General features: G+C 46.6%; 25 protein-coding genes, 1 tRNA gene and 1 rRNA gene. 6 read left to right on the top strand and 21 right to left on the bottom strand.

Annotation, left to right across the window (positions count from 1 at the left end):
* Positions 1-39 precede the first annotated feature (39 nt).
* A 16S ribosomal RNA gene (locus tag ICN20_RS04310) occupies positions 40-1572 on the bottom strand.
* Between the two features lie 482 nt (positions 1573-2054).
* On the opposite strand from ICN20_RS04310, the gene ICN20_RS04305 reads away from it, so the two are divergent.
* A complete protein-coding gene (locus tag ICN20_RS04305; RefSeq protein ID WP_216238301.1) occupies positions 2055-2711 on the top strand; it encodes a GNAT family N-acetyltransferase in 657 nt (218 codons plus the stop codon).
* Between the two features lie 21 nt (positions 2712-2732).
* Here ICN20_RS04305 and ICN20_RS04300 read toward each other — a convergent pair whose 3' ends face one another.
* The 3 genes from ICN20_RS04300 to ICN20_RS04290 are packed head-to-tail and all read right to left on the bottom strand — an operon-like array spanning position 2733 to position 4391.
* Positions 2733-3086, bottom strand: coding sequence for a c-type cytochrome (locus tag ICN20_RS04300; RefSeq protein WP_216238299.1), 354 nt, complete (start codon positions 3084-3086; stop codon positions 2733-2735).
* 16 nt (positions 3087-3102) lie between these two features.
* A complete protein-coding gene (locus ICN20_RS04295; protein WP_216238297.1) occupies positions 3103-3753 on the bottom strand; it encodes a BON domain-containing protein in 651 nt (216 codons plus the stop codon).
* A 35-nt stretch (positions 3754-3788) separates the two neighbouring features.
* The gene (locus ICN20_RS04290; protein WP_216238295.1) at positions 3789-4391 is read right to left on the bottom strand and encodes a phosphoheptose isomerase; all 603 of its coding nucleotides are present in this window, start codon (positions 4389-4391) and stop codon (positions 3789-3791) included.
* A 104-nt stretch (positions 4392-4495) separates the two neighbouring features.
* On the opposite strand from ICN20_RS04290, the gene rsmI reads away from it, so the two are divergent.
* Complete coding sequence (gene rsmI, locus ICN20_RS04285; RefSeq protein ID WP_216238293.1) at positions 4496-5389, top strand: 16S rRNA (cytidine(1402)-2'-O)-methyltransferase; 894 nt, start codon at positions 4496-4498, stop codon at positions 5387-5389.
* 54 nt (positions 5390-5443) lie between these two features.
* On the opposite strand, the gene ICN20_RS04280 is transcribed toward rsmI, so the two are convergent.
* A complete protein-coding gene (locus ICN20_RS04280; protein ID WP_255534646.1) occupies positions 5444-5671 on the bottom strand; it encodes a hypothetical protein in 228 nt (75 codons plus the stop codon).
* Positions 5672-5774: 103 nt separating this feature from the next.
* Here ICN20_RS04280 and ICN20_RS04275 point away from each other — a divergent pair.
* The 3 genes from ICN20_RS04275 to ICN20_RS04265 all read left to right on the top strand — a co-directional run bounded on the left by ICN20_RS04275 (position 5775) and on the right by ICN20_RS04265 (position 7301).
* Positions 5775-5850 (top strand) — tRNA-Arg (locus ICN20_RS04275).
* Positions 5851-5923: 73 nt separating this feature from the next.
* A complete protein-coding gene (locus ICN20_RS04270; RefSeq protein WP_370624556.1) occupies positions 5924-7075 on the top strand; it encodes a fatty acid desaturase in 1152 nt (383 codons plus the stop codon).
* 40 nt (positions 7076-7115) lie between these two features.
* The gene (locus ICN20_RS04265; RefSeq protein WP_041396810.1) at positions 7116-7301 is read left to right on the top strand and encodes a hypothetical protein; all 186 of its coding nucleotides are present in this window, start codon (positions 7116-7118) and stop codon (positions 7299-7301) included.
* A 19-nt stretch (positions 7302-7320) separates the two neighbouring features.
* Here ICN20_RS04265 and ICN20_RS04260 read toward each other — a convergent pair whose 3' ends face one another.
* Positions 7321-7965: an MBL fold metallo-hydrolase gene (locus ICN20_RS04260; protein ID WP_216860186.1), complete on the bottom strand. Its 645-nt coding sequence runs from the start codon at positions 7963-7965 to the stop codon at positions 7321-7323.
* Positions 7966-8044: 79 nt separating this feature from the next.
* Between ICN20_RS04260 and gcvH the strand changes: the two genes are divergently transcribed.
* Entirely contained in the window at positions 8045-8437 is a 393-nt protein-coding gene (gene gcvH / locus ICN20_RS04255) for a glycine cleavage system protein GcvH (RefSeq protein ID WP_255534645.1), read from the top strand.
* Positions 8438-8450: 13 nt separating this feature from the next.
* On the opposite strand, the gene priA is transcribed toward gcvH, so the two are convergent.
* The 15 genes from priA to mnmG all read right to left on the bottom strand — a co-directional run bounded on the left by priA (position 8451) and on the right by mnmG (position 23481).
* Positions 8451-10577 carry a primosomal protein N' gene (gene priA, locus ICN20_RS04250; protein WP_216238289.1) on the bottom strand — a complete coding sequence of 709 codons (2127 nt, stop codon included), beginning with the start codon at positions 10575-10577 and terminating at the stop codon, positions 8451-8453.
* A gap of 265 nt (positions 10578-10842) precedes the next feature.
* The gene (gene hemE, locus ICN20_RS04245; protein ID WP_216240263.1) at positions 10843-11961 is read right to left on the bottom strand and encodes a uroporphyrinogen decarboxylase; all 1119 of its coding nucleotides are present in this window, start codon (positions 11959-11961) and stop codon (positions 10843-10845) included.
* A 9-nt stretch (positions 11962-11970) separates the two neighbouring features.
* On the bottom strand, positions 11971-12387 hold the full coding sequence (locus ICN20_RS04240; protein ID WP_215321259.1) for a F0F1 ATP synthase subunit epsilon: 417 nt from the start codon (positions 12385-12387) through the stop codon (positions 11971-11973).
* Between the two features lie 12 nt (positions 12388-12399).
* Entirely contained in the window at positions 12400-13800 is a 1401-nt protein-coding gene (atpD, locus tag ICN20_RS04235) for a F0F1 ATP synthase subunit beta (protein ID WP_072582052.1), read from the bottom strand.
* Between the two features lie 55 nt (positions 13801-13855).
* Positions 13856-14725 carry a F0F1 ATP synthase subunit gamma gene (atpG, locus tag ICN20_RS04230; RefSeq protein ID WP_216238286.1) on the bottom strand — a complete coding sequence of 290 codons (870 nt, stop codon included), beginning with the start codon at positions 14723-14725 and terminating at the stop codon, positions 13856-13858.
* A 17-nt stretch (positions 14726-14742) separates the two neighbouring features.
* A complete protein-coding gene (gene atpA, locus ICN20_RS04225) occupies positions 14743-16284 on the bottom strand; it encodes a F0F1 ATP synthase subunit alpha (RefSeq protein WP_072582050.1) in 1542 nt (513 codons plus the stop codon).
* 45 nt (positions 16285-16329) lie between these two features.
* Positions 16330-16866, bottom strand: a complete 537-nt coding sequence (locus ICN20_RS04220) for a F0F1 ATP synthase subunit delta (protein WP_216238284.1) — start codon at positions 16864-16866, stop codon at positions 16330-16332.
* Position 16867: 1 nt separating this feature from the next.
* Positions 16868-17338 (bottom strand): F0F1 ATP synthase subunit B, encoded by a 471-nt coding sequence (locus tag ICN20_RS04215; RefSeq protein ID WP_215364694.1) that lies wholly within the window; start codon positions 17336-17338, stop codon positions 16868-16870.
* Positions 17339-17401: 63 nt separating this feature from the next.
* A complete protein-coding gene (gene atpE / locus ICN20_RS04210) occupies positions 17402-17668 on the bottom strand; it encodes a F0F1 ATP synthase subunit C (RefSeq protein ID WP_011901869.1) in 267 nt (88 codons plus the stop codon).
* Positions 17669-17713: 45 nt separating this feature from the next.
* Positions 17714-18589 carry a F0F1 ATP synthase subunit A gene (gene atpB, locus ICN20_RS04205; protein WP_216238282.1) on the bottom strand — a complete coding sequence of 292 codons (876 nt, stop codon included), beginning with the start codon at positions 18587-18589 and terminating at the stop codon, positions 17714-17716.
* 40 nt (positions 18590-18629) lie between these two features.
* Positions 18630-19124, bottom strand: a complete 495-nt coding sequence (locus ICN20_RS04200) for an ATP synthase subunit I (RefSeq protein WP_216238281.1) — start codon at positions 19122-19124, stop codon at positions 18630-18632.
* 69 nt (positions 19125-19193) lie between these two features.
* Positions 19194-20084: a ParB/RepB/Spo0J family partition protein gene (locus tag ICN20_RS04195; RefSeq protein WP_216238280.1), complete on the bottom strand. Its 891-nt coding sequence runs from the start codon at positions 20082-20084 to the stop codon at positions 19194-19196.
* 23 nt (positions 20085-20107) lie between these two features.
* Positions 20108-20878: a ParA family protein gene (locus ICN20_RS04190; RefSeq protein ID WP_216238279.1), complete on the bottom strand. Its 771-nt coding sequence runs from the start codon at positions 20876-20878 to the stop codon at positions 20108-20110.
* A 19-nt stretch (positions 20879-20897) separates the two neighbouring features.
* Positions 20898-21566, bottom strand: a complete 669-nt coding sequence (gene rsmG / locus ICN20_RS04185; RefSeq protein ID WP_216238278.1) for a 16S rRNA (guanine(527)-N(7))-methyltransferase RsmG — start codon at positions 21564-21566, stop codon at positions 20898-20900.
* Positions 21559-23481, bottom strand: coding sequence for a tRNA uridine-5-carboxymethylaminomethyl(34) synthesis enzyme MnmG (gene mnmG, locus ICN20_RS04180; RefSeq protein ID WP_216238276.1), 1923 nt, complete (start codon positions 23479-23481; stop codon positions 21559-21561). Before mnmG ends, rsmG begins: the two co-directional genes overlap by 8 nt.
* Positions 23482-23572 lie beyond the last annotated feature (91 nt).

Below are 23572 nucleotides of genomic sequence, written 5' to 3'. Positions count from 1 at the left end.
GATAAGTGTGGGCACTAGGATTCAGCATCTTTTCTCTAGAAAGGAGGTGATCCAGCCGCACCTTCCGATACGGCTACCTTGTTACGACTTTACCCCAGTCATGAACCCTGCCGTGGCAGTCGCCCTCCTTGCGGTTAGGCTAACGGCTTCTGGCAAAACCCACTCCCATGGTATGACGGGCGGTGTGTACAAGACCCGGGAACGTATTCACCGCGACATTCTGATCCGCGATTACTAGCGATTCCAGCTTCACGTAGTCGAGTTGCAGACTACGATCCGGACTACGATGCATTTTCTGAGATTAGCTCCCCCTCGCGGGTTGGCAACCCTCTGTATGCACCATTGTATGACGTGTGAAGCCCTACCCATAAGGGCCATGAGGACTTGACGTCATCCCCACCTTCCTCCGGTTTGTCACCGGCAGTCTCTTTAGAGTGCTCTTGCGTAGCAACTAAAGACAAGGGTTGCGCTCGTTGCGGGACTTAACCCAACATCTCACGACACGAGCTGACGACAGCCATGCAGCACCTGTGTTCACTTTCTCTTACGAGCACCTAATGTATCTCTACTTCGTTAGTGACATGTCAAGGGTAGGTAAGGTTTTTCGCGTTGCATCGAATTAATCCACATCATCCACCGCTTGTGCGGGTCCCCGTCAATTCCTTTGAGTTTTAATCTTGCGACCGTACTCCCCAGGCGGCTGACTTCACGCGTTAGCTACGTTACTCAGGATGTAAATCCCGAACAACTAGTCAGCATCGTTTAGGGCGTGGACTACCAGGGTATCTAATCCTGTTTGCTCCCCACGCTTTCGTGCATGAGCGTCAGTGTTATCCCAGGGGGCTGCCTTCGCCATTGGTATTCCTCCACATATCTACGCATTTCACTGCTACACGTGGAATTCTACCCCCCTCTGACACACTCTAGCTATACAGTCACAGGCGCCATTCCCAGGTTAAGCCCGGGGATTTCACGCCTGTCTTGTATAACCGCCTGCGCACGCTTTACGCCCAGTAATTCCGATTAACGCTTGCACCCTACGTATTACCGCGGCTGCTGGCACGTAGTTAGCCGGTGCTTATTCTTCAGGTACCGTCATTCCCGGACTGTGTTAGAGCCGGTGTTTCTTCCCTGACAAAAGAGCTTTACAACCCGAAGGCCTTCTTCACTCACGCGGCATTGCTGGATCAGGGTTTCCCCCATTGTCCAAAATTCCCCACTGCTGCCTCCCGTAGGAGTCTGGGCCGTGTCTCAGTCCCAGTGTGGCTGATCGTCCTCTCAGACCAGCTACTGATCGTCGCCTTGGTGGGCTTTTACCCCACCAACAAGCTAATCAGGCATCGGCCGCTCTAATCGCGCGAGGTCTTTCGATCCCCCGCTTTCCCCCTCAGGGCGTATGCGGTATTAGCACAGCTTTCGCTGCGTTATCCCCCACGATAAGGTACGTTCCGATGTATTACTCACCCGTTCGCCACTCGCCACCAGGTGCAAGCACCCGTGCTGCCGTTCGACTTGCATGTGTAAGGCATGCCGCCAGCGTTCAATCTGAGCCAGGATCAAACTCTTCAGTTTAATTCCTGTGATCCTTGCGGATCGTCGCACTCATTCAAGAAATTGACTTGGTAATAAAACCAAATCTTTTTACTGTCTATGAGTACTATTTATTTACATCTGTCCCGAAGGACTGGATGCTTTCACTTAGTACCCACAATTATCGGTTGACTAATTTTTAAAGAGGGCTGACTTGTTTCGTATTTCAAAAAACATTCAGCAGAGAGGTGAGACTATATCCCACTTTTTTAGGGTCGTCAACACCTTTCGTACTCTTTTACTTAAAAAAGGCGAAGTTTTTTCTTAGTTGAGAAATAAACCCAATAAAAACAAGGGTGTAGATTTTGAAAATAATTTCATTTTTTTTGAAAAAATTTGATTTTTTTAGGGTTTTGCCAAAAACAACTAGGAAATAGTGCCCTTTTTTCATGTTTATTTGGCCTATTTCCAACAAACTAAGGGAAAACCCTGAAATTTCCCGCTATTACTGCTAAGATGATTAGATGGATAACAAATTAGCGAATAGTCACTCACCTTCAAGCCTATATACGGCTGGAAAGGCTGTACCTGTTCGCGAGCTTCATGCCGGATATAGAGAAGAAATTTTGAATCATTTATTACAGCTAAATGATGAAGATCGACGCTTGCGCTTTGGGACACAGACCCCTGATGAGGTCATTACCCACTACGTAGAAGGACTTGATTTCAACAAGGATGTTATTTTTGGTGTGTTTGATTTGAACCTGAAGCTCATTGGCATGGCGCATTTAGCCTATTTGCCGGAGAATAAAGGTCAAGCACGAGCCGCAGAATTTGGAGTCTCAGTATTACCAGAGGGCCGCTCTCAGGGCTTGGGCACGGCTCTTTTAGAGCGCTCAGCAGTGCATTCGCGCAATACCCGTATTGAGACCCTATATGTGCATTGCCTTGCCAACAACAAGGCAATGATGCATTTGGCACAAAAGGCTGGGATGACTGTGGAATACGCCTATGGTGATGCCGATGCCTGCCTGAAGCTCCCGCCAGCAAGTCCCGCAACCATCGTGGCAGAGGCTGCTAATGGGCAGTGGGCTGATATGGATTACGCCTTAAAAGAAAATCTCAAGCGCTCCAACCAAGCATGGTGGTGGTTCTTGGGAAGACCAGATCTCGCGCGCTAGTTAATTAATTCGTTTTGAGCATTAATTTTTGCTCGGCGCGCCACGCAGTACCCAACCAGTTAGCACAGTCAAATCTGCATCGCTTAGCTTTGTATTTGCTGGCATGGGTACAACACCCCAAGAACCTGATCCACCCTTAGCGATTTTATTTTTCAAAAATGTTTGTGCGCTTGAATCGCTTTTATATTTCTGCGCGACTGATTGAAAGCTTGGTCCAACTATTTTTTTATTAATCGCATGACAACCCAAGCAGGCATTTTGCTTTGCAATGGCGTATGCATTCTCATCCTCAGCCGTCGCTTGCGCAATCGGTATTAAAAAAGTGAGCGCCGCAAAAAGAAAAAATATTTTTACAATTACTCGGGCGTTAAACATCACCAACCTAAAAAAATTATTGGAATTTTGGTGGGCTAGTAGGTTGAGTTTGATCGGCTTTACCTTGTTTTTCTAAGCGCTTTTTTTCTTCTACAGAAATGATGTCAAAGTAAACAAAAACATCTTTTACGCCACTGGTATTGCTAGCAACTTTCTTGGCGAGATCAGCTTCGCTTTGTGTCAAGATACCCATCAGGTAAACGCTACTTCCTTCAGCAACTATAGCCATCGAGTTTGATGGCAGTTGGTCAGTAAAAATCATTTGTGACTTGATCTTAGACTCAAGATAGGAATCATTTGCGCGCGATGTGTAGGTACTGTTAGGCCCAACAACCAAATCATTAAAGACTGAGCGCGCATTCTTCATGGCTTTTACGTAAGCATCAGCCTCGCCCTTAATATCGGCATCCTTAACTTCGCCAGTGAGTAACACTTTTTGGTTAAATGAAGTCACATTAATGTGTGCGTTATCACCAAATCGTTTTGCTAGCGCGTTCTCTGCTTGCAACTCAATGCCCTTGTCAATGGCTTGCACTGCTGGTGTTCGACGATCTGCCATTATGGTTGCGCCTGCCGCTACGCCACCAACAGCAACTACAGCACAACCGGTGATTTGGGACGCCACAAGAGTGGTGAGCAAGAATCTTCTAAGGAGTGAGATTTTCATTTAGGTGTTTTCTGAATTGAAGTAGCAATAATTTATTAATCTAGAAGAACGTGGTCTACGCCATCACACAAGGCGTGAAGTAAAACCAGATGCGTCTCTTGAATACGCGCAGTGCGAGTTGATGGTGCGCACAAATGAATATCGTCCTGATCCAATAGCTGGGCAATTTTTCCGCCACCATTGCCGGTAAGGGCAATAATTTTGATTCCCATTTTTTTTGCGGCCTCAATTGCCTTGATAACATTCTTTGAATTGCCAGAAGTAGAGATTCCCATCAGGATGTCGCCTTTTTTGCCAAGCCCACGAACTTGTTTGCTGAAGACTTCGTCATAGCTGTAGTCATTTCCAACTGCAGTCAAAATTGAGGTGTCAGTTGTCAAGGCAATTGCGGCCAACTCTTGGCGCTCTCTCTCAAAGCGCCCAATAAGCTCTGCGGCAAAGTGTTGGGCATCAGCTGCCGAGCCACCATTACCGCAAGCCATTACCTTGCCGCCAGAGCGCAAACAATCCACCATTGCCAATACCCCTCTGGCAACAGACTCTGGCAGTAATTTTTCCGCCTCTTGCTTAACGGCAATACTGTCCAAAAAATGCTGGGAGGCACGCTGACGCAAACGTTCGTTAATCTCTTTATCCATAACAATATTATGCGCCAAAGATGTCCTAATTTCAGTAGCTATTAGCTTATCTCAAAAGCAACGTATTCTCTTACTAATTATTTAACCTTTCTCAGGCAACCCCTATGGAACTTAGCTCCTTCAATTTTTTAAAACAGCAGGATTTGCCTGCTGGGGCGCTTTACATGGTTGCTACACCCATCGGTAATTTAGGCGACATTACCTTGCGCGCCCTACACGTTTTAAATGCGGTGGATGGTATTGCATGTGAAGACACTAGGCATAGCGCAGCATTACTACAGCAATTTGGTATTCACAAAAAATGTTTGGCGCTACATGAGCACAATGAAATTGCCGGCGCACAAACCGTCATCCAACATCTTACTAATCATGAGCGCTGGGCCTATATTTCAGATGCAGGGACCCCAGGAGTCTCAGACCCTGGCGCAAGGCTTGTAAATGAGGTCCAAAAAGCAGGCCTAAGGGTGATTCCCATTCCCGGAGCAAGCGCTGTATCAAGCGCAATCTCAGTGGCAGGCTCGGTGATGCATAACTCAGAAGGGCGCTTTCAATTTTTAGGATTTTGGCCCAACAAAGCTAAAGAGCGTGATGCCCTCATGCAAGATATTTCCAGCAGTAAAAAAGCCAGCATTTTTTTTGAATCTCCACACCACATCAAAGAAACGCTTACCTTGCTTGCAAAAAATTTAGAGGCTGATCGTCAGCTTCTAGTTTGCCGTGAGTTAACCAAAAAATTTGAGCAACTTGTATCCCTTCAAGCGCAAGATGTCGCCAACTGGCTTGAAGTGGCAGAGAGCCTAAAGGGTGAGTTTGTGATTGTGGTGGCAGGGCGCTCATCCAACAATGACGAGGCTCCTGAGCATTCGTCTCTATTGTTGTGGGCAAACGCATTGAGCCCATATCTAGGTAGCAAAGAGATCGCCGCCGTGCTCTCGCAAACTTTAGGCCTCACCAAAAAAGAGGCTTATCAAGTGGCCCTGGATGCAAAAAGTGAATAAACAGAAATAAAAAAGCTGGCATCTAGCCAGCTTTTCAATGTATGCAGAAAACTTTTATTTAGCGCCAGCAGCTGGAGCCGCAGGCTCGCTAGCATCTTTAAAATTTAGCTGCGCCACCGGCTTAATAATTTGATCGGAAGAAGCGGCTGAATCTACTCGCTTGCCATTGTTCACAAACACCATCAACAACAGAATGATGATGAGTGGCACAAAAAAGCTTGCAAACACCATAATGATGAGTTGTTTTGGGGACTTAATTAGACTTCCGTGCTCGTTGCTCATAAGAATTTATCGTTTGACGGGTTTTAGGGTTGTTTTGCCAAGATTATAACTAGAGAGTAGGCTTATAGGCACTTACAATGGAGGGGTAGCTAGTTTTTCACTAGCGCCCGTAGCTCAGTGGATAGAGTATTGGCCTCCGAAGCCAAGGGTCGCAGGTTCGATTCCTGCCGGGCGCGCCAAAACTAGAGGGGTTTTTGACTTACATCATGCGACAAATCATGAAAACCGCTATCATTTGCACCTAACTTATTGATTCTTATCGTGTCTACACATCTAAATTCAGCCCTTTCAGAGCCATCCCTAACTAATCCTTTGTCACCAGAGGCCCCATTACCGCATCGAAAAATCATTCGAAGCTGGTTAATCCCAATGGCGCAGGGCGAAACTGGGCGTGCCATCATGCTCCTAGCAATTGATGCCCTCCTTTGGCTTGGCTGCATCGCAGGAACAATTTTTGTAGAGAGCGTCTTACTTAAAATTGTTTTTGGTGTTGTTGCTGGCTTTGTAACAGGCCGCATCTTTATTTTGGGTCATGATGCTTGCCATCAAAGTTACACCCCTAATCGCGAGCTGAACAAAGTGTTAGGTCGCATTGCGTTCTTGCCATCACTCACACCATATAGCTTGTGGGATGTTGGCCATAACGTTGTGCATCATGGTCAAACAAACCTCAAGGGTTTTGACTTCGTTTGGGCGCCTTTATCAAAATCAGAATACGACGCGCTTCCCGCATGGCGTAAGGCTCTAGAGCGCCTTTACCGTAGCGGCTGGGGCCCTGTTTTTTATTACCTCATTGAAATTTGGTGGAGACGCGAGTACTTTCCAAATGCCAAAAACAAACCTGGCGATCGTCCGATTTTCTTAAAAGACAATTTACTTGTTACCGCATTTGCAATTGTTTGGATTGCTTGCTTGATTGCTGGAGCCATTGCTACTGGTCAATCGGCTTGGGTTGGCTTAATCACTGGTTTTGCAGTTCCATTTTTGTTCTGGAACGGCATGATTGGTTTTGTAGTCTATGTGCACCACACCCATCCAAAGGTTTCTTGGTATGACAAGAAATCAGAGTGGTTGCGCGCCCAGCCATTTGTGTCTACAACCGTTCACCTGACCTTTAACTGGATTTGGGGCAAGCTGATGCACCACATCATGGAGCACACTGCCCACCACGTGGACATGAGCGTACCGCTTTATCGCCTGCAAGAAGCCCAGGAAACCCTGGAAACCATCCTTCCTGAGCGCATTTTCATTCAAAAGTTCTCTTGGAGCTGGTATTTCGATACTGCTCGTAAATGCAAGCTTTACGACTTTGAAAACAAGGCCTGGCTAGATTTCGATGGCAACAAAACGGCTGATTCAGTCCGCGTTGTGCTCAGCCCAGCCCCAGCGGGACAAAACGGGTAAAATAGATCTTCTGTATAGATTTGCCTTACCCGGATTGCCCATGACTACTTCGACTCCAGCAGCTACCCAAGAAACCTCCCAGAGCCTAAAATTTTGCTCTTCTTGCAGCCGTGAAAAACGACTTGAGGGTGGCACATGGATTCCGACAAGCAATCGCAAGCAGCGCTGGATCTGCGCTAGCTGTTTATACAACCGTACGCATCGTACCGGTTCAGCAAAAACCTAAATTCATCTGAAGTAAAAATTTAAGCGCCATCCCCAACATAGGGATTGGTCTTCCGTTCTTTTCCGAACGTAGACATTGGCCCATGTCCTGGCACAAACTGTACGTCATCGCCCAAAGGCCACAGTTTCGTTTTAATCGCATGAATTAAATCCGCATGATTACCGCGCGGAAAATCCGTTCTGCCAATTGAGCCAGCGAACAAGACATCGCCAACTATTGCAAGACGATCTTCTTTGTCAAAAAATACAACATGGCCTGGTGTATGGCCTGGGCAATGAAATACCTCAAGATCAACATTGCCAACATTCACATGATCGCCATTATTTAGCCAGCGGTCAGGCTCAAAAACTTTAGCGTGCCCAAATCCAAAGCGCACTGTTTGCTCTGGTAATTGATCAATCCAAAAACGCTCGTCCTCTTGTGGCCCCTCAATTGGAATGCCGAGTTGATCGGCCAAGTCCTTAGCGGCCGCACAGTGATCAAGGTGTCCGTGGGTTAGTAAGATCTTTTTAACCTTACCGCCCATCTGTTTAACGCCCTCAAGTATCTTTTCAATATCCCCGCCAGGATCGACCACAGCAGCCTCTCCAGTCTCTTGGCAAACCAAGATCGAGCAATTTTGCTCAAAGGGCGTAACAGGAACAATTCCTAATTTAATTGGCATAAAAATAAAGCAGTTGAGTGAATCATTGAGTAAGCTAGTTTATGGGAGTCGGCATAAAATGCCCCTAAAGGATAAAACAATGAACAGCCAAGATACTTTTAAATTTGCAGAAACTCATGAATGGGCCGATCAGGAAAATGATGGCTTGGTATGGGTTGGGATTAGCAATCATGCGCAAGAGGCATTAGGTGATGTGATGTTCTTTCAAGCACCTAAGATTGGGCAACAAGTGAAGCAGGGTGAGGCCATTGCTGCCATTGAATCTGTTAAGGCAGCTAGCGATATTCATGCGCCAGTGAGTGGAGAGATCGTTGCGCTCAACGAAGAGGTAGATGCCTCGCCCGAGATCGTGAACGAAAAACCGTATAGCGTTTGGCTCTTCAAAATCAAGCCTACTTCTGTCGAGACTCTTGCGTCCGAAATAAACCAACTATTAAGCCTGGAAAAATACATCTCTGGCCCAGGCGCCTGACACATTAGATCAATTAGATTGAAATGGGGTCGCGCTCAATTAACCATCGAATGCGCCCCTCTTTGCTAATACGGCCCTGAGAGTTCTCTCGCAAATAGCGATCCATTGCTTCTAATATTTCCTGAAGATTCTTGCGATCGTCAGACTCAACAAGTAATTGGGCGCGCTCAGATCCGGCTACTCGCATAACAGCTTTTGGCACAGGATCATAGACTCTGAGCCCATGAGATACATGGCCTTCAGCCTTTAGGTGCCTTTTTAAGCCGCCCAAAAACCGAATTGCCTTGTCCAGGCTTTTTGCCTCTGCATGAATGAGGGCTTGATAGGCAAATGGTGGCAGGCCCGCCTCTTTTCTTTCATTGGCCGTAAAGCTTAAAAAACCATCTACATCATGACGGAGCAAAAACTGAAAAACGGCTGCCTCGGGAAACTGGGTTTCGATATAGATTGCACCTCCCATTTCGCCGCTTTTATTGGAGCGTCCAGCCCGTCCAGCAACCTGAACCAACTGCGCAAATAATCTTTCTGCGGCTCTGAAGTCTTGAGAGAAGAGCCTGCTATCAGCATCCAACACCGCAACTAAACCAATGTTTTGATAATCGTGTCCTTTAGCAATCATCTGAGTACCAACAACGATATCAACATTGCCCTCGTGAATTTCCTGAAAAAGTTCTTCGGCACCCTTACTTTTTCTGCTGGAGTCTGTATCCACCCGCAGCAATCTCGCACCCGGCCACATCTCCTCAATAGAGTCCTCAACCTTTTGAGTGCCTTGTCCAAGGCTAGTTAGATCAAGGTTGCCACAATCAGGACAGTGATTCGGAATTGCTTTTACCAAGCCACAGTGATGGCAGCTTAAGACTGACTTTCTGCCCAATGCTCCGGCCTTATGGAGCACCATATATGAAGTACATTGCTCGCATTTAGAAAGCCACGAACAAGCACTGCAACTGAGCACCGGTGCGTAACCGCGTCGATTGATGAGTATCAGGCTTTGCTGTTTACTTGCTAGATTTTTGCTGACTGCATTGGCTAGTGTCTTGGTAATCAGACTTTTTGATTTGGGCTTATCAACATCACCAGGGCTAAATTGTGTTTGCGGGTCTCGCATATTGATCAAATGCACTTGCGGCAAGCTTGCACCCTGAGCGCGCTCATCTAGGCGAACATATTCATATCGACCTGCCTTGGCCGCCATCCATGTTTCAAGCGAAGGTGTGGCGGAGGCAAGCAAGATCGGTATTTTGAGATCGTGGGCACGCCAAACAGCAAGATCACGCGCAGAATATCGAATGCCATCTTGTTGCTTATACGATGGATCATGCTCTTCATCGATAACAATGGCGCGAAGATTAGGCATGGGGGTTAAGGCGGCCAACCTTGTTCCCAAAATTATTTTGGCTTCACCAGTCATCGCCGCATGCCAAGCAATGCCCCTAACTTTTTCACTCACGCCACTGTGAAGTACAACCATTTTTTTATCTGGAAAATAAGCCCGTACTCTTCGCTCTAGTTGTGGCGTTAAATTTATTTCCGGGACCAAGAGCAACACTTGTGCGCTTGTATCTTTCAAAATTCCACTCAACCAATTTAGAAATACTGCCGTTTTTCCGCTACCGGTTTGTCCTTGCAAAAGGATTGCCTTGAACTCGCTCGATGGGCATGCTCTTAATTTTTCAAGCGCTAACTTTTGCCCATCATTGAAGCGGTTTTCATCAATAAATCCCTCGCTTACTTCTGAAAGAGTTTTTTTCTTTTTCTTTTCATTATCCGCAGCCAATTTCTGCGGAATTTTTTCCCAATCATCTGGCTTTTTCCACATCTGTGGAATGGTCGGAATAATAGTCTCGCCAAGCCCGTGAATGTAATACTGGCTTGCAAAATTCATTAGGCGCAAAACGGCTGGATCTAAAGGGGGCAGTGGAGCAACCCTAGCGACACCTTTTAACTTATAGGATTCATAATCAGAGTAAGCGCTTACTTTTATTACCATTCCTACGAGCATGGTACGCCCAAACGGAACCTCAACTATTGCACCCACCTCCGGAAGACCTCCTAGTAAATCTTTGTCCCACAAGTAGTCAAAGCCCTGGGCAAGGGGCTTATCAACAACTACTTGGACTACGATTGGAGCGGGCATTATTTACTTCAAATCTCTATTTTGCTTGTGGATAAGTCTGTGGATATCATCCGAGGAATCTGATTTATAAGCTAATTTATCAGCTTTTGGTTTTTGCACCCTTTTAAAGCTTTTTAGTTATTTTATATAAGAATCAATGAGTTACAACATTATTCGAAAGTGAATTTTCACCTTTATTCGCAATCTCACTGAATTTCAAATTTTCCCGCTATCTGTGCATAACTTTCATTCAAAATTTCAATGTCAAGTTAGCAATCACTCAGTATTAAGACTTTGCCCTGAGAGCCCTTGAGCGATTAATGACCGCCTCCGAGAGTGCTGTGACGCTTTCCGGAGGGGTGAACTGTGAAATGCCGTGACCCAAATTAAAGACGTGGCCATCCAAAGGATGCAGGCCTGATTTAAGGGCTGGTGCGCTCGCTAAATCCTCCAAAAGAAGGTTTGCTTGCTCTGCAATTTGTTTTGGCTCTGAGAACAGAATAAGCGGGTCTAAATTGCCTTGCAAAGCTAGCGGCTTGTTCAGATCAAGCAATTGTTTGCGAGCGCGACTCAGGGACATGGTCCAATCAATCGCAATCACGTCAGCGCCAACTTGTGCCATGTCGTTCAACCAAATTCCGCCGCCCTTGGTGAACATAATGACCGGAATTTTTCTGCCTTCGTGCTCGCGTGGCAATAAAGAAATCACTTTTTGCATCGACGCTAGAGACATTCTTTGATACCAACCATCTGGAAGCATTCCACCCCAGGTATCAAAAATCATTAATGCCTGTGCACCGGCTTTTACTTGCTCAGTTAAATAATCAGCAACCGATTGCGCGTTGATATCTAGAATGTGCTGCATCAGATCAGGGCGACTAAACATCATCGTTTTAGCATGACGAAAATCGTCAGCGCTCGAACCATCAATCATGTAGCAAGCTAAAGTCCAAGGGCTTCCCGAGAATCCAATCAATGGAACGCGCTGTTTTCCATCCTGAATAAGCGCCTTACGAATTTCTGAAACGGCATCAAAAACATATGTAAGTTGATCCATATCAGCAACGCGTAATTTTTTAACCGCCTCTTCCGTGCGAAGAGGGTGTTCAAAGCTTGGGCCTTCGCCTGCAGTAAATTTCAGCCCTAGTCCCATCGCATCTGGAATAGTCAAAATATCAGAGAATAAAATCGCCGCGTCCAATGGATAGCGATCCAAAGGCTGAAGCGTTACTTCTGTAGCGTATGCGGGATTTTTTGCGAGCCCTAAAAAACTTCCAGCTCTAGCGCGAGTAGCGTTGTACTCGGGGAGATATCGACCGGCTTGACGCATGAGCCAAAGCGGTGTTTGATCAACCGCTTCGCCCAGGCAGGCCTTTAAAAACCGATCATTTAACAGCAAGGAGATGACCGGCTATTACTTTTTACGACGGAAACGAGCAATTGCAGCCAGCTGAGCTGCGGCCATTGCAAACTCAGATTGGGCCAAAGCCAAATCAAAGTCAGTGCCACGATTTTGCATAGCTTCTTCGGCACGTTTCTTGGCTTCAATAGCTTTAGCTTCATCAAGATCGTGGCCACGAATAGCAGTGTCTGCTAGTACGGTAACGCGATCTGGCTGAACCTCTAAATAGCCACCTGCTACGAATACAAACTCTTCATCACCATCAGCTTTTTCAATACGAACTGAGCCTGGACGAATGCGTGTAATCAAAGGGGTGTGGCCGCGCAAAATGCCGAGCTCGCCACTTTCGCCAGGAAGCGCAACAAACTTGGCTTCCCCACTGAAAATAGACTGCTCAGCACTTACTACATCGACGCGTATGGTTGACATAATTTCCCTAGATTAAAGCTTCTTGGCTTTCTCGATGGCTTCATCAATTGAACCCACCATGTAGAACGCTTGCTCAGGCAAGTGATCCAATTCGCCGCTGCAGATCATTTTGAAACCACGAATAGTTTCTTTCAATGGAACGTATTTGCCTGGTGAACCAGTAAACACTTCAGCAACGTGGAAAGGCTGGGACAAGAAACGCTGAATCTTACGTGCACGTGATACAGATAACTTATCTTCAGGTGACAACTCGTCCATACCCAAAATTGCAATAATGTCGCGCAACTCTTTGTAACGCTGCAATGTCATCTGTACTTCGCGAGCCACTTCATAGTGCTCTTGACCAACCACTTGTGGGTCGAGCTGACGGCTAGTGGAGTCCAATGGATCAACCGCTGGGTAAATACCCAATGCAGCGATATCACGTGACAACACAACTGTAGAGTCCAAATGCAAGAAGGTTGTTGCTGGTGATGGATCGGTCAAGTCATCCGCAGGAACGTAAACGGCCTGAATAGAGGTAACAGAACCAGTCTTTGTAGAGGTAATACGCTCTTGCAATTTACCCATTTCTTCAGCCAATGTAGGCTGGTAACCCACAGCGGAAGGCATACGACCGAGCAACGCAGAAACTTCAGTACCGGCCAATGTGTAACGGTAGATATTGTCAACGAAGAACAAAATGTCACGGCCTTCGTCACGGAATGCTTCAGCCATTGTCAAACCAGTCAACGCAACGCGCAAACGGTTGCCAGGAGGCTCATTCATCTGACCAAACACCATCGCCACTTTGTCGATAACGTTAGATTCTTTCATCTCGTGGTAGAAGTCATTACCTTCACGAGTACGCTCACCAACACCGGCAAATACTGACAAACCAGAGTGCTGCTTCGCGATGTTGTTAATCAATTCCATCATGTTCACGGTCTTACCAACACCCGCACCACCGAACAAGCCAACCTTACCGCCTTTAGCAAACGGGCAAACTAAGTCAATAACCTTAATGCCTGTTTCGAGCAAATCAACAGAAGGAGAGAGTTCGTCAAACTTAGGGGCTGGCTGGTGAATAGCGCGACGCTCTTCAGTAGCAATCGGACCTGCGTCATCGATTGGGCGACCTAGAACATCCATGATGCGGCCTAAAGTTGCTGGGCCAACAGGAACAGAAATCGGACCACCAGTAGATTTCACTTCCATGCCACGGCGCAAACCATCGCTTGCACCCATGGCAATAGCGCGAACTACGCCGTCACCGATTTGTTGCTGAACTTCAAAGGTCAAGCCTTTTTCGGCAAATGATTTTTCGCCGCTATCAACTAATGTCAACGCATCATAAATGTTTGGCATTTTGTCGCGTGGGAACTGAATGTCCACCACTGGACCAATACACTGCACGATATTTCCGTTACTCATCGCATTTCTCCGCTTTTAATTCCTGAATTCTTTCGTATTCCTAAACGCTGACCGCTTAAACCGCAGCCGCTCCGCCAACAATTTCTGACAACTCTTTAGTAATAGCAGCCTGTCGTGTTTTGTTGTATTCCAATTGCAATTCGCCGATTACATTCTTCGCATTATCTGAAGCGGCCTTCATTGAGACCATGCGTGCAGATTGTTCTGAAGCCATATTTTCAGCAACAGCTTGATAAATCATTGCTTCTACATAACGCTTTAGCAAGCCATTCAAAATGGACTCTGCATCAGGTTCGTAGATGTAATCCCAAGAATTGCCTGTTTTTTCTTGTGGGGCCAATGCTTCTGGCTCCAAAGGCAAGAGTTTTTCTAAAACAGGCTCTTGTTTCATTGCATTTACAAAACGGGTATATGCCAAATAAACAGCATCAATCTCGCCACGCTCAAACGCTTCTAACTGGGCAACAATTGCGCCAATCAAAACATCCATATGTGGTGTGTCACCAATTTGGATTGTTTGAGAAATGAGTTTTGCTTTTGAGCGATTCAAAAACTGCAGACCTTTTGAACCAATTGCGGTATACGCAATCTCAACATTTTTGTCCTGCAAATCGCGCACTTGGTTAGCAATCAAACGCAAGACGTTGGTATTTAAACCGCCGCACAAACCTTTGTCTGTTGTAACCAAAATCGTACCAACCTTCTTCACTTCACGAGTTGCCATGTAAGCAGGGCGGAACTCGGGATTTGCTTTAGAAAGGTTGGCAACAATCTCACGAATTTTTTCAGCATATGGGCGCGCATTACGCATGCGCTCCTGGGCGCGACGCATCTTGGATGCGGCGACCATTTCCATTGCCTTCGTGATCTTGCGCGTGTTTTGCACGCTCTTGATCTTAGATCGTATCTCTTTTGTGCTTGCCATGATTTATGCGAGCCCTCTTAGAAAGAGGCAGAACGCTTGTAATCCTCAATGGCAGCGCGCAATGCAGCTTCGTCATCTTTGCTCAAATCCTTGGTTTCTTCAATGCGCGCAACTAAGTCAGCGAATTTAGATTTCAAATGATCTTGCAAACCTTTTTCGAATGGCAATACGTTCTTTACTTCGAGGTCATCGAAGTAGCCGTTATTAACAGCGTAAAGTGAAGCGGCCATTTCCCAGACTTGGAGCGGCTTGTATTGAGCTTGCTTACACAATTCAGTAACACGACGACCACGCTCGAGCTGCTTGCGGGTTGCTTCGTCAAGGTCAGACGCGAACTGAGCAAACGCTGCCAATTCACGATACTGCGCCAAGTCGGTACGAATACCGCCAGACAATTTCTTAATTACTTTAGTTTGTGCAGCACCACCAACGCGGGATACAGAAATACCGGCGTTAATCGCAGGACGTACACCAGCGTTAAACAAGTCAGTTTCCAAGAAGATCTGACCGTCAGTAATCGAAATCACGTTGGTTGGAACGAATGCAGAAACGTCGCCCGCTTGAGTTTCAATAATTGGCAATGCTGTCAATGAACCAGTTTTACCTTTAACTGCGCCATTGGTGAACTTCTCAACATACTCGGCATTTACACGAGCAGCGCGCTCGAGCAAGCGTGAGTGGAGATAGAACACGTCGCCAGGATAAGCTTCGCGGCCTGGTGGGCGACGGAGCAACAAGGAAATTTGACGGTAAGCAACTGCTTGCTTAGTTAAGTCATCGTAAACAATCAAAGCGTCTTCGCCGCGATCGCGGAAGTATTCGCCCATGGTGCAACCTGCATATGCTGAGAGGTACTGCATCGCTGCAGACTCAGAAGCACTTGCTGCAACAACAACGGTGTACTCCATCGCGCCCAATTCTGTGAGCTTGCGAACAACGTTAGCAATAGTGGAAGCTTTTTGACCGATCGCCACGTAAACGCAATAAACGCCTTTACCTTTTTGGTTAATGATCGCGTCAACCGCAACTGCAGTCTTACCAGTTTGACGGTCGCCAATGATCAACTCACGCTGACCACGACCAATTGGAACCATTGCATCAATCGCCTTCAAACCAGTTTGCACTGGCTGGCTAACAGATTGACGTGCGATAACTCCAGGAGCAACTTTTTCAATAAAGTCAGTTAACTTAGTGTTGATTGGGCCTTTGCCATCAATCGGTTGACCAAGCGCGTTTACAACGCGGCCGAGCAATTCTGGGCCAACTGGAACTTCCAAAATACGGCCAGTACATTTAACTGGGTCGCCTTCTTTAATGTGGGTGTACTCACCCAACACTACGGCACCAACAGAATCACGCTCAAGGTTTAACGCGAGGCCGATAGTGTTGTTAGGAAACTCCAACATTTCGCCCTGCATAACGCCTGACAAGCCATGTACGCGGCAAATACCGTCGGTCACTGAAATTACAGTGCCTTCGTTGCGAACTTGGGAGTCAACGCCCAATTCGCTAATTCGGCTTTTGATCAGCTCGCTGATCTCGGAAGGGTTGAGTTGCATTACTTACTCCTGGGTCTTATTTCGTATGTTCTTAATAGGGATCACTTATGCGCCAAGACTTGCTTGCATTTGAGCTAACTGGGCCTTAACAGAACTATCCATTACTTCATCACCAACTTGAATGCGAACTCCGCCAATCAACGTTGGGTCAACTTGAATAGTTGGGCGCAATTCTTTACCCCCAAAGCGCTTCTTCAAACTTGACAACAAATCATTTAACGCAGATCCCTCTAAAGGGAATGCGCTAGTAATATTTACTTCTGCCGCACCTTCGCTCTTGTTCTTCATTGCTTCAAATTGATGAGCAATTTCAGGAACGGCTGCTAAGCGGTGGTTTTGATTCACGAGATTCAAAAAGCTAGCAACCTTAGGATCGAGCTTGGTTTTCACCATGCCAGAAAGTAACTTGCTTAAATCATCAGCGGATACTTTTGGGTTGTTTGATAGGGCAGCAACTTCTGGCAAAGCAGCAAGCTGTGCCAATTCGTTTAACTGCTCCAAACATCCAGCGAGCTCAGCTGGCTTAGCGCTTTGAAAAAGCGCTTCAGCATAAGGACGTGCAATAGTGGCTAATTCAGCCATATCAAAGTTCTGCCTTTAGTTGATCAAGCAACTGGCCGTGAGCTTTTGCATCAACTTCACGACGCAAAATTTGCTCAGCGCCTTTAACAGCAAGAACAGCAACTTCAGCGCGCAACACTTCACGTGCACGCGTTACCTGTTGGTCTGCATCTTGCTTAGCTTGAGAAATGATTCGAGCTGCTTCAGCTTGTGCGTTAGCGCGGATTTCTTCGGCTGACATTTGTGCACGCTTTTCAGCTTCGGCAACACGTTGAACACCTTCTTGGCGTGCTTTAGTTAATTCTTGCTCAGCTTCATTGCTGGCTAATGCGAGTGCTTCTTTACCGCGCTCGGCAGCAGCTAAACCATCAGCAATTTTGCTTGAACGCTCATCTAACGCCTTAACTAGCGGTGGCCACACAAAGCGTGCAACAACCCACCATAAGACGAAGAAAACGATCATTTGCGCGAATAGGGTCGCGTTCAGATTCACGATATTCCTTTCAGTATTGTTGAGAACAGTTGGATGACCTCTTGGTCATCCACGCCAAAACAATTACTTAATAACTGCGAGCAGTGGGTTTGCGAAAGCAAACAACATTGCAACACCAACGCCGATCAAGAACGCAGCGTCGATCAAACCAGCCAAAAGGAACATCTTAGTTTGGAGTGGCTCCATCAATTCTGGTTGACGTGCACATGCTTCGATGTACTTGCCACCCATCAATGCGATACCCAAACATGCACCGATCGCGCCGAGGCCGATGATGATGCCGATACAGATAGCTGTTGAACCTTGAATAGTTGCTAAAAATGCTTGCATGTTGCTGACTCCTGAAGTTAAAAGAGGTAAGTTAAAAATAAAATCTTAGTGATGGCTATGCGCTTGCCCGATGTAAACCAAAGTCAACATCATGAAAATAAAGGCCTGCAACAAAATAACCAAAATGTGGAAGATGGCCCAAGCTGATCCAGCAATAACGTGGCCCACCAATCCGAACAGGGATAAATCTAAATTAAAGGTCCATACGCTACCGAGCAGGGCGATCAATAAAAAGACCAATTCGCCAGCGTACATATTGCCAAAAAGTCGCATTCCTAAGGAAACGCCTTTTGCCAAATACTCAATGATGTTCAATGCAAGATTAAATGGGGCTAAATACCATTTCGCGCCGAAAGGGGCCGAGATAAGTTCATGTAAGAAGCCGCCAAAACCTTTTACCTTAAAGCTGTAAAAGAACACCAAAACCAATACTGAAAGAGACATGCCCATAGTGGCATTCAAATCGGTTGTAGGAACCAATCTATGGTGCGGTACATGCACACCAAAACTTTCGATGAAATGATTTACGCCTAAAACCCAATCTACTGGAATTAAGTCGAGAGTATTTAGAAGAATGATCCAGAAAAATACGAAGAGTGCGAGAGGAGCAATAAAAGTACGATCGCCATGAACAATGCTCTTAGCTTGTGTATCTACCATCTCTACAATCATTTCCACCAAACACTGGAAACGGCCAGGAACGCCAGGTGTTGCGCGACGTGCAGCAATTAACAAAATAAATACTGTTACGAGGCCCATTAAAGAGGCCCAAAAAATAGTGTCTAAATTTATGATGCTGAAATCAATAATGGATGACTGTGGCCCACCAGAGTTGGTGAGGTTTTGTAAGTGCTCAGAAATGTACGCCGTTGGCGTCATCTGCTCTGCTGCCCCGTGGGCTTGGTTTACTTCGCTAGACATCTCTTAACTAGTCCTTTGTTTCAATCTCAATTTTCACTACTTAGCGCCACAACCACGCCAGCCATACGCACTTCAAAGCAAGCAGGTAAGTCACCAACAAAGGGACCCAAAGCACGCCAGGGACGCAATACGCAATCCCTACAAACAACATCAGCGTCACAGCGATTTTGATAAATTCACCAGATACCAATGCAGCCAAAAATCTTCCTGGGTTCAATATTTGCGATTTTTTTGCCAACTCCAACCTCATTAAAAATAAGGTCGTAGGCAAGACGCTAATTAAACCACCTAAAAAGGCCGACTGAGTATAAACGCTTACCCCTACCGGGTCCCCAAAAAATGACCAAAACACCATACTGATAGCAGTAATGAGCACTTGGGCCAAAATAATCTTCCAAGGAGATAGGGCACGGTATTTTGTTGCATCGCTTTGCTGCAGCGCAACAATCTCTTCCTTGCTGTAGACCCGAATAACTTCTTCTTCCGGCTCATCCCACTCATTTACCTCGGAAAATTGATTTTTTTGAGGAATCACTTTAGCCCCGAAAGTTTAGTGTGTGCAGTGCAATATGTCAAAGGATTTGGGGACATTTTTCTACCGAATTTATGACTCAACGCCCAACTTTTTTAACAAGGAATCAAGCTCATCAAATTGACTAAAGCGAATTCTGAGTTCTCCGCCTTTGCCTTTGAGCTTAAATTCCGTACTTAAACCTATTAAATCTGCTATTTCCTGCGTTAAACGCTGCATATCTGGATCGGCACCTTGCGAAGATTTGCCAGGCTTACTTTTAGATTTTTTGTCGCCAATTTGACCGCCCGCAATCACCAATGCTGCAGTCATACGCTCTGCTTCACGAACTGACAAACCTTGGGCAGAGATTCTTTGGGCCAAAGCCACCTGACTGGCGCCCGGTAACGGTAAAAGGGCGCGGGCATGGCCCATATCAATATCACCAGCTAACAACATAGCCTGCACTGGCTTTGCCAGCTGGGCAAGGCGCAATAAATTGGTAATAGCGCTACGGGACTTGCCCACTGCCTTTGCCGCCTGTTCGTGCGTAAAACCAAACTCCTCAATCAATCTGGCCAAACCTTGCGACTCTTCGAGAGGGTTTAAATCCTCACGCTGCATATTTTCAACCAAAGCCATTGCGGCAGCAGCTTGATCATCCGCGCCCGAAACCAAAACGGGGACTTCTTTTAAGCCCGCAATTGTTGCTGCACGAAAACGTCGCTCGCCCGCAATAATTTCATACTTACCAGGGGAAACTAAGCGCACCAACAAAGGCTGCATTACACCTTGCTCACGAATGCTTTCTGCCAACTCTTGTAAAGCACCCGCTTCCATTTTTTGACGCGGCTGATATTTACCTGCTTGCAAAGCAGTTAGCGGCAAACGATTGATTTCAGTAGATGGACTTGCTTGCTGTGTTTTTTCTCCAAGCAAAGCTTCAAGGCCTCTACCCAAACCTTTTTTCTTAATAGCAACCATGATCTTTATTTTCTTTCTACAAATTACATGTGTTTGATGCGCTCAACCATCTCTGCACCAAACTCTAAATAGGCTTTTGCACCGCGGGATGATTTATCAAAGGCAACCCCGGGAAGCCCGTAAGAAGGGGCTTCTGCTAGGCGTACATTGCGCGGAATAATCGTCTTAAATACTTTGTCGCCAAAGTGCTCAAGCAGCTGATCAGAAACCTGTTGTTGCAAGGTCATACGCGCATCAAACATGACACGCAACAAACCAATAATGACCAAATCTGGATTTAGATTTGCATGCACTTGTTTTATGGTGTTCACCAAATCAGACAAGCCTTCTAGCGCGAAATATTCACATTGCATTGGAACAATCACACCATTTGCAGCACACAATCCGTTCAGCGTTAGCAACGACAGCGCAGGTGGACAATCAATCAAAATAAAATCGTAATCATTGGCAACTGGTGCAAGCGCATCTTTCAAACGAGATTCGCGCGCATCGATATCAACTAATTCAATTTCTGCTCCAGCTAAATCACGATTTGCGGGTAACACATCGTAGCCAGAACTTTCGCAACGCTGTGCGCAATCTTTGACAGACGCTAATCCAATGAGAACTTGATAAACGCTGTTATTCAACTCCGCTTTTTCTACCCCGGAGCCCATGGTGGCATTACCCTGCGGGTCTAAGTCCACCAGCAAAACACGCTGTTTTAGCCCAGCCAATCCTGCGGCTAAATTTACGGCAGTGGTGGTCTTGCCAACACCACCTTTTTGATTTGCGATACAGAAAATTTTGGCCATGGCTACTTTTTGGTTTTACTTAAAGGGTGGGGGTGGATTTTCTCACGGGGGCCAACACCAAAAGGCGTCGCTCCACCGCTAAATTAGGTATATGAAGAGGTTCGTCGGCAACCAAGCGCCAGTCTTCCATGCAAACATCCTTCATTTCATCATCAGCGCGCTTGGCCTTCATTGCGAATACAAGGCCTTCTGGCTTTAAGAATGGCAATGACAACTCTAAAAAGCGTGCGAGGTTAGTAAACGCGCGAGAAATCACCGCATCAAATTGCGCGGGTTGTTGCACCGCAGCATCTTCTACTCGCTCACAGAGCACTTCAATGTTTTTAAGTTTTAACTTTCCACGTACGTGCTGCAAGAATGCGGTCTTCTTACGAATAGCCTCTATCAACGAAAGTTGCCACCCTGGCTGAACAATAGCTATCGGGATTGCCGGCAGGCCGCCCCCAGAACCAAGGTCCGCGATCCTGGGGGAAGGGCCCTTCAGAAACTGCCTTAACACTGGTAAAACTGCAATAGAATCAATGAGATGCAGAATAATAGAGTCTTTCTCACCCTCAATTGCCGTAAGATTATGGACTTGATTCCAGCGCCCCATTTCCTGCAAAAATAACTCTAGGTCAGCAATATTGGTCGGACTTAACTCGAGGCCAAGGTCCTCAATTCCTAAGGCGAGCAACCCCTCACTCATGGGTTTCTTGGGCGCGGCCCAAGCCTTTTTTCAGGTGCACCAATAAAAGGGAGAGGGCTGCGGGTGTGACCCCGGAAATACGGCCAGCCTGACCTAATGTTTCAGGCTTATGCAAATTGAGCTTTTGTTGAACCTCTTTAGACAGGCCAACAACCAGCGAATAATCCAGTGATTCGGGCAGGGGGAAGGACTCATTGTGTTCTTGACGAGCAATTTCTGTTGCCTGACGGTCGATATAACCCTGGTATTTGACTGAAATCTCTACCTGATCGCTAATTTGAGCGGCCAAACCAAGATCATCATCCAGGGTTTCTGGAGCCCACATTCCATTACCCAAAGCAGTAATTGCCTCATAAGTAACGCCCGGACGCCTTAATAACTCAGTTAAATTGCATTCGTGGGACAAATCTTGACCCAGCAACTGAGACAGCAGGGGGGCAGCGTCATGTTTTGGTCCAATCCATATATCTTGTAAACGAGATGTTTCACGTGAAACAGCCTCTTGTTTTCTACAGAATACTTCCCAGCGATAGTCATCCACCAAGCCCAACTCTCGCCCAATAGTAGTTAAGCGCATGTCCGCATTATCTTCACGCAAACTTAAGCGATATTCAGCCCGGCTGGTAAACATGCGATACGGCTCTTGAACCCCGCGAGTTATTAGATCATCAACCAGAACGCCAATGTAGGACTCACTACGCTTTGGTAACCAAGGCTCCTTCCCTTTGGCCGCCAGTCCAGCATTAATACCGGCCAACATTCCTTGTGCAGCAGCCTCTTCATAGCCTGTTGTGCCATTAATCTGACCGGCAAAGTAAAGCCCGCCAATAACTCTTGTCTCTAGACTATGTCGGAGCTGGCGTGGATCAAAGAAGTCATACTCAATTGCATAGCCAGGGCGGACAATTACTGCAGACTCCATCCCGCGGATACTGCGAACCAGGTCCCACTGAACATCAAAAGGCAGGCTGGTAGAAATCCCATTGGGGTAAAACTCATTGGTTGTTAGACCCTCTGGCTCCAAAAAGATCTGGTGGCTATTTCTGGAGGCAAACCGATGGATCTTGTCCTCAATTGAGGGGCAGTAGCGGGGACCAACCCCCTCAATAACGCCCGTATACATAGGCGAACGGTCTAAACCGCCCCGAATAATATCGTGAGTCTTTTCGTTTGTATGGGAAATCCAGCAGGGAACCTGTTTAGGGTGTTGCTCTGGACGGCCCAAATACGAGAATACGGGCACAGGATCTAAATCCCCCGGCTGCTCCAGCATGACCGAAAAGTCGATAGTTCGACCATCAATACGTGGTGGAGTGCCAGTCTTTAGCCTTCCCTGGGGAAGCTTCAATTCCTTTAATCTGGCCGACAAAGAAACCGCCGCAGGATCACCCGCGCGTCCACCAGCGTAGTTATTTAAACCCACGTGGATTTTTCCATCCAAGAAAGTGCCGGCCGTGAGCACGACCTTTTTGGCCATGAACTCCAGGCCCATTTGGGTAACTACGCCCTGGACTTCATCGCCCTTAACCAATAAATCGTCAACCGCAGCCTGAAAGAGACTTAAATTAGGCTGATTTTCTAAGCGGCGGCGAATAGCCGCCTTATATAGAACCCTGTCACCCTGGGCACGAGTGGCCCTAACAGCAGGGCCCTTACTAGAGTTGAGGATTCTGAACTGAATACCAGCCTCGTCAGTGGCAGCTGCCATCGCGCCGCCCATGGCATCAATTTCCTTTACTAAGTGCCCCTTGCCAATCCCGCCTATTGAAGGATTGCAGCTCATTGCGCCTAGATTTTCAATGCTATGAGTAATTAATAGGGTGTCGCAACCCATGCGTGCTGATGCAAGGGCGGCCTCAGTCCCTGCGTGGCCGCCGCCAACTACGATGACATCAAAACTTTTGGAATAACGCATGATTTGCCTCAGATAGGGCGATGATCATAGCATTTTGTTTGTTTCACGTGAAACAAAATCCATCAAAACACCTGGAAAACAAAAGAAATAT

It is taken from the genome of Polynucleobacter sp. JS-Polo-80-F4, assembly GCF_018881965.1.
Lineage (GTDB): Bacteria > Pseudomonadota > Gammaproteobacteria > Burkholderiales > Burkholderiaceae > Polynucleobacter.
Note: the sequence above shows the minus strand (reverse complement) of the source record. Positions and strands in the feature narration are given on the sequence as shown.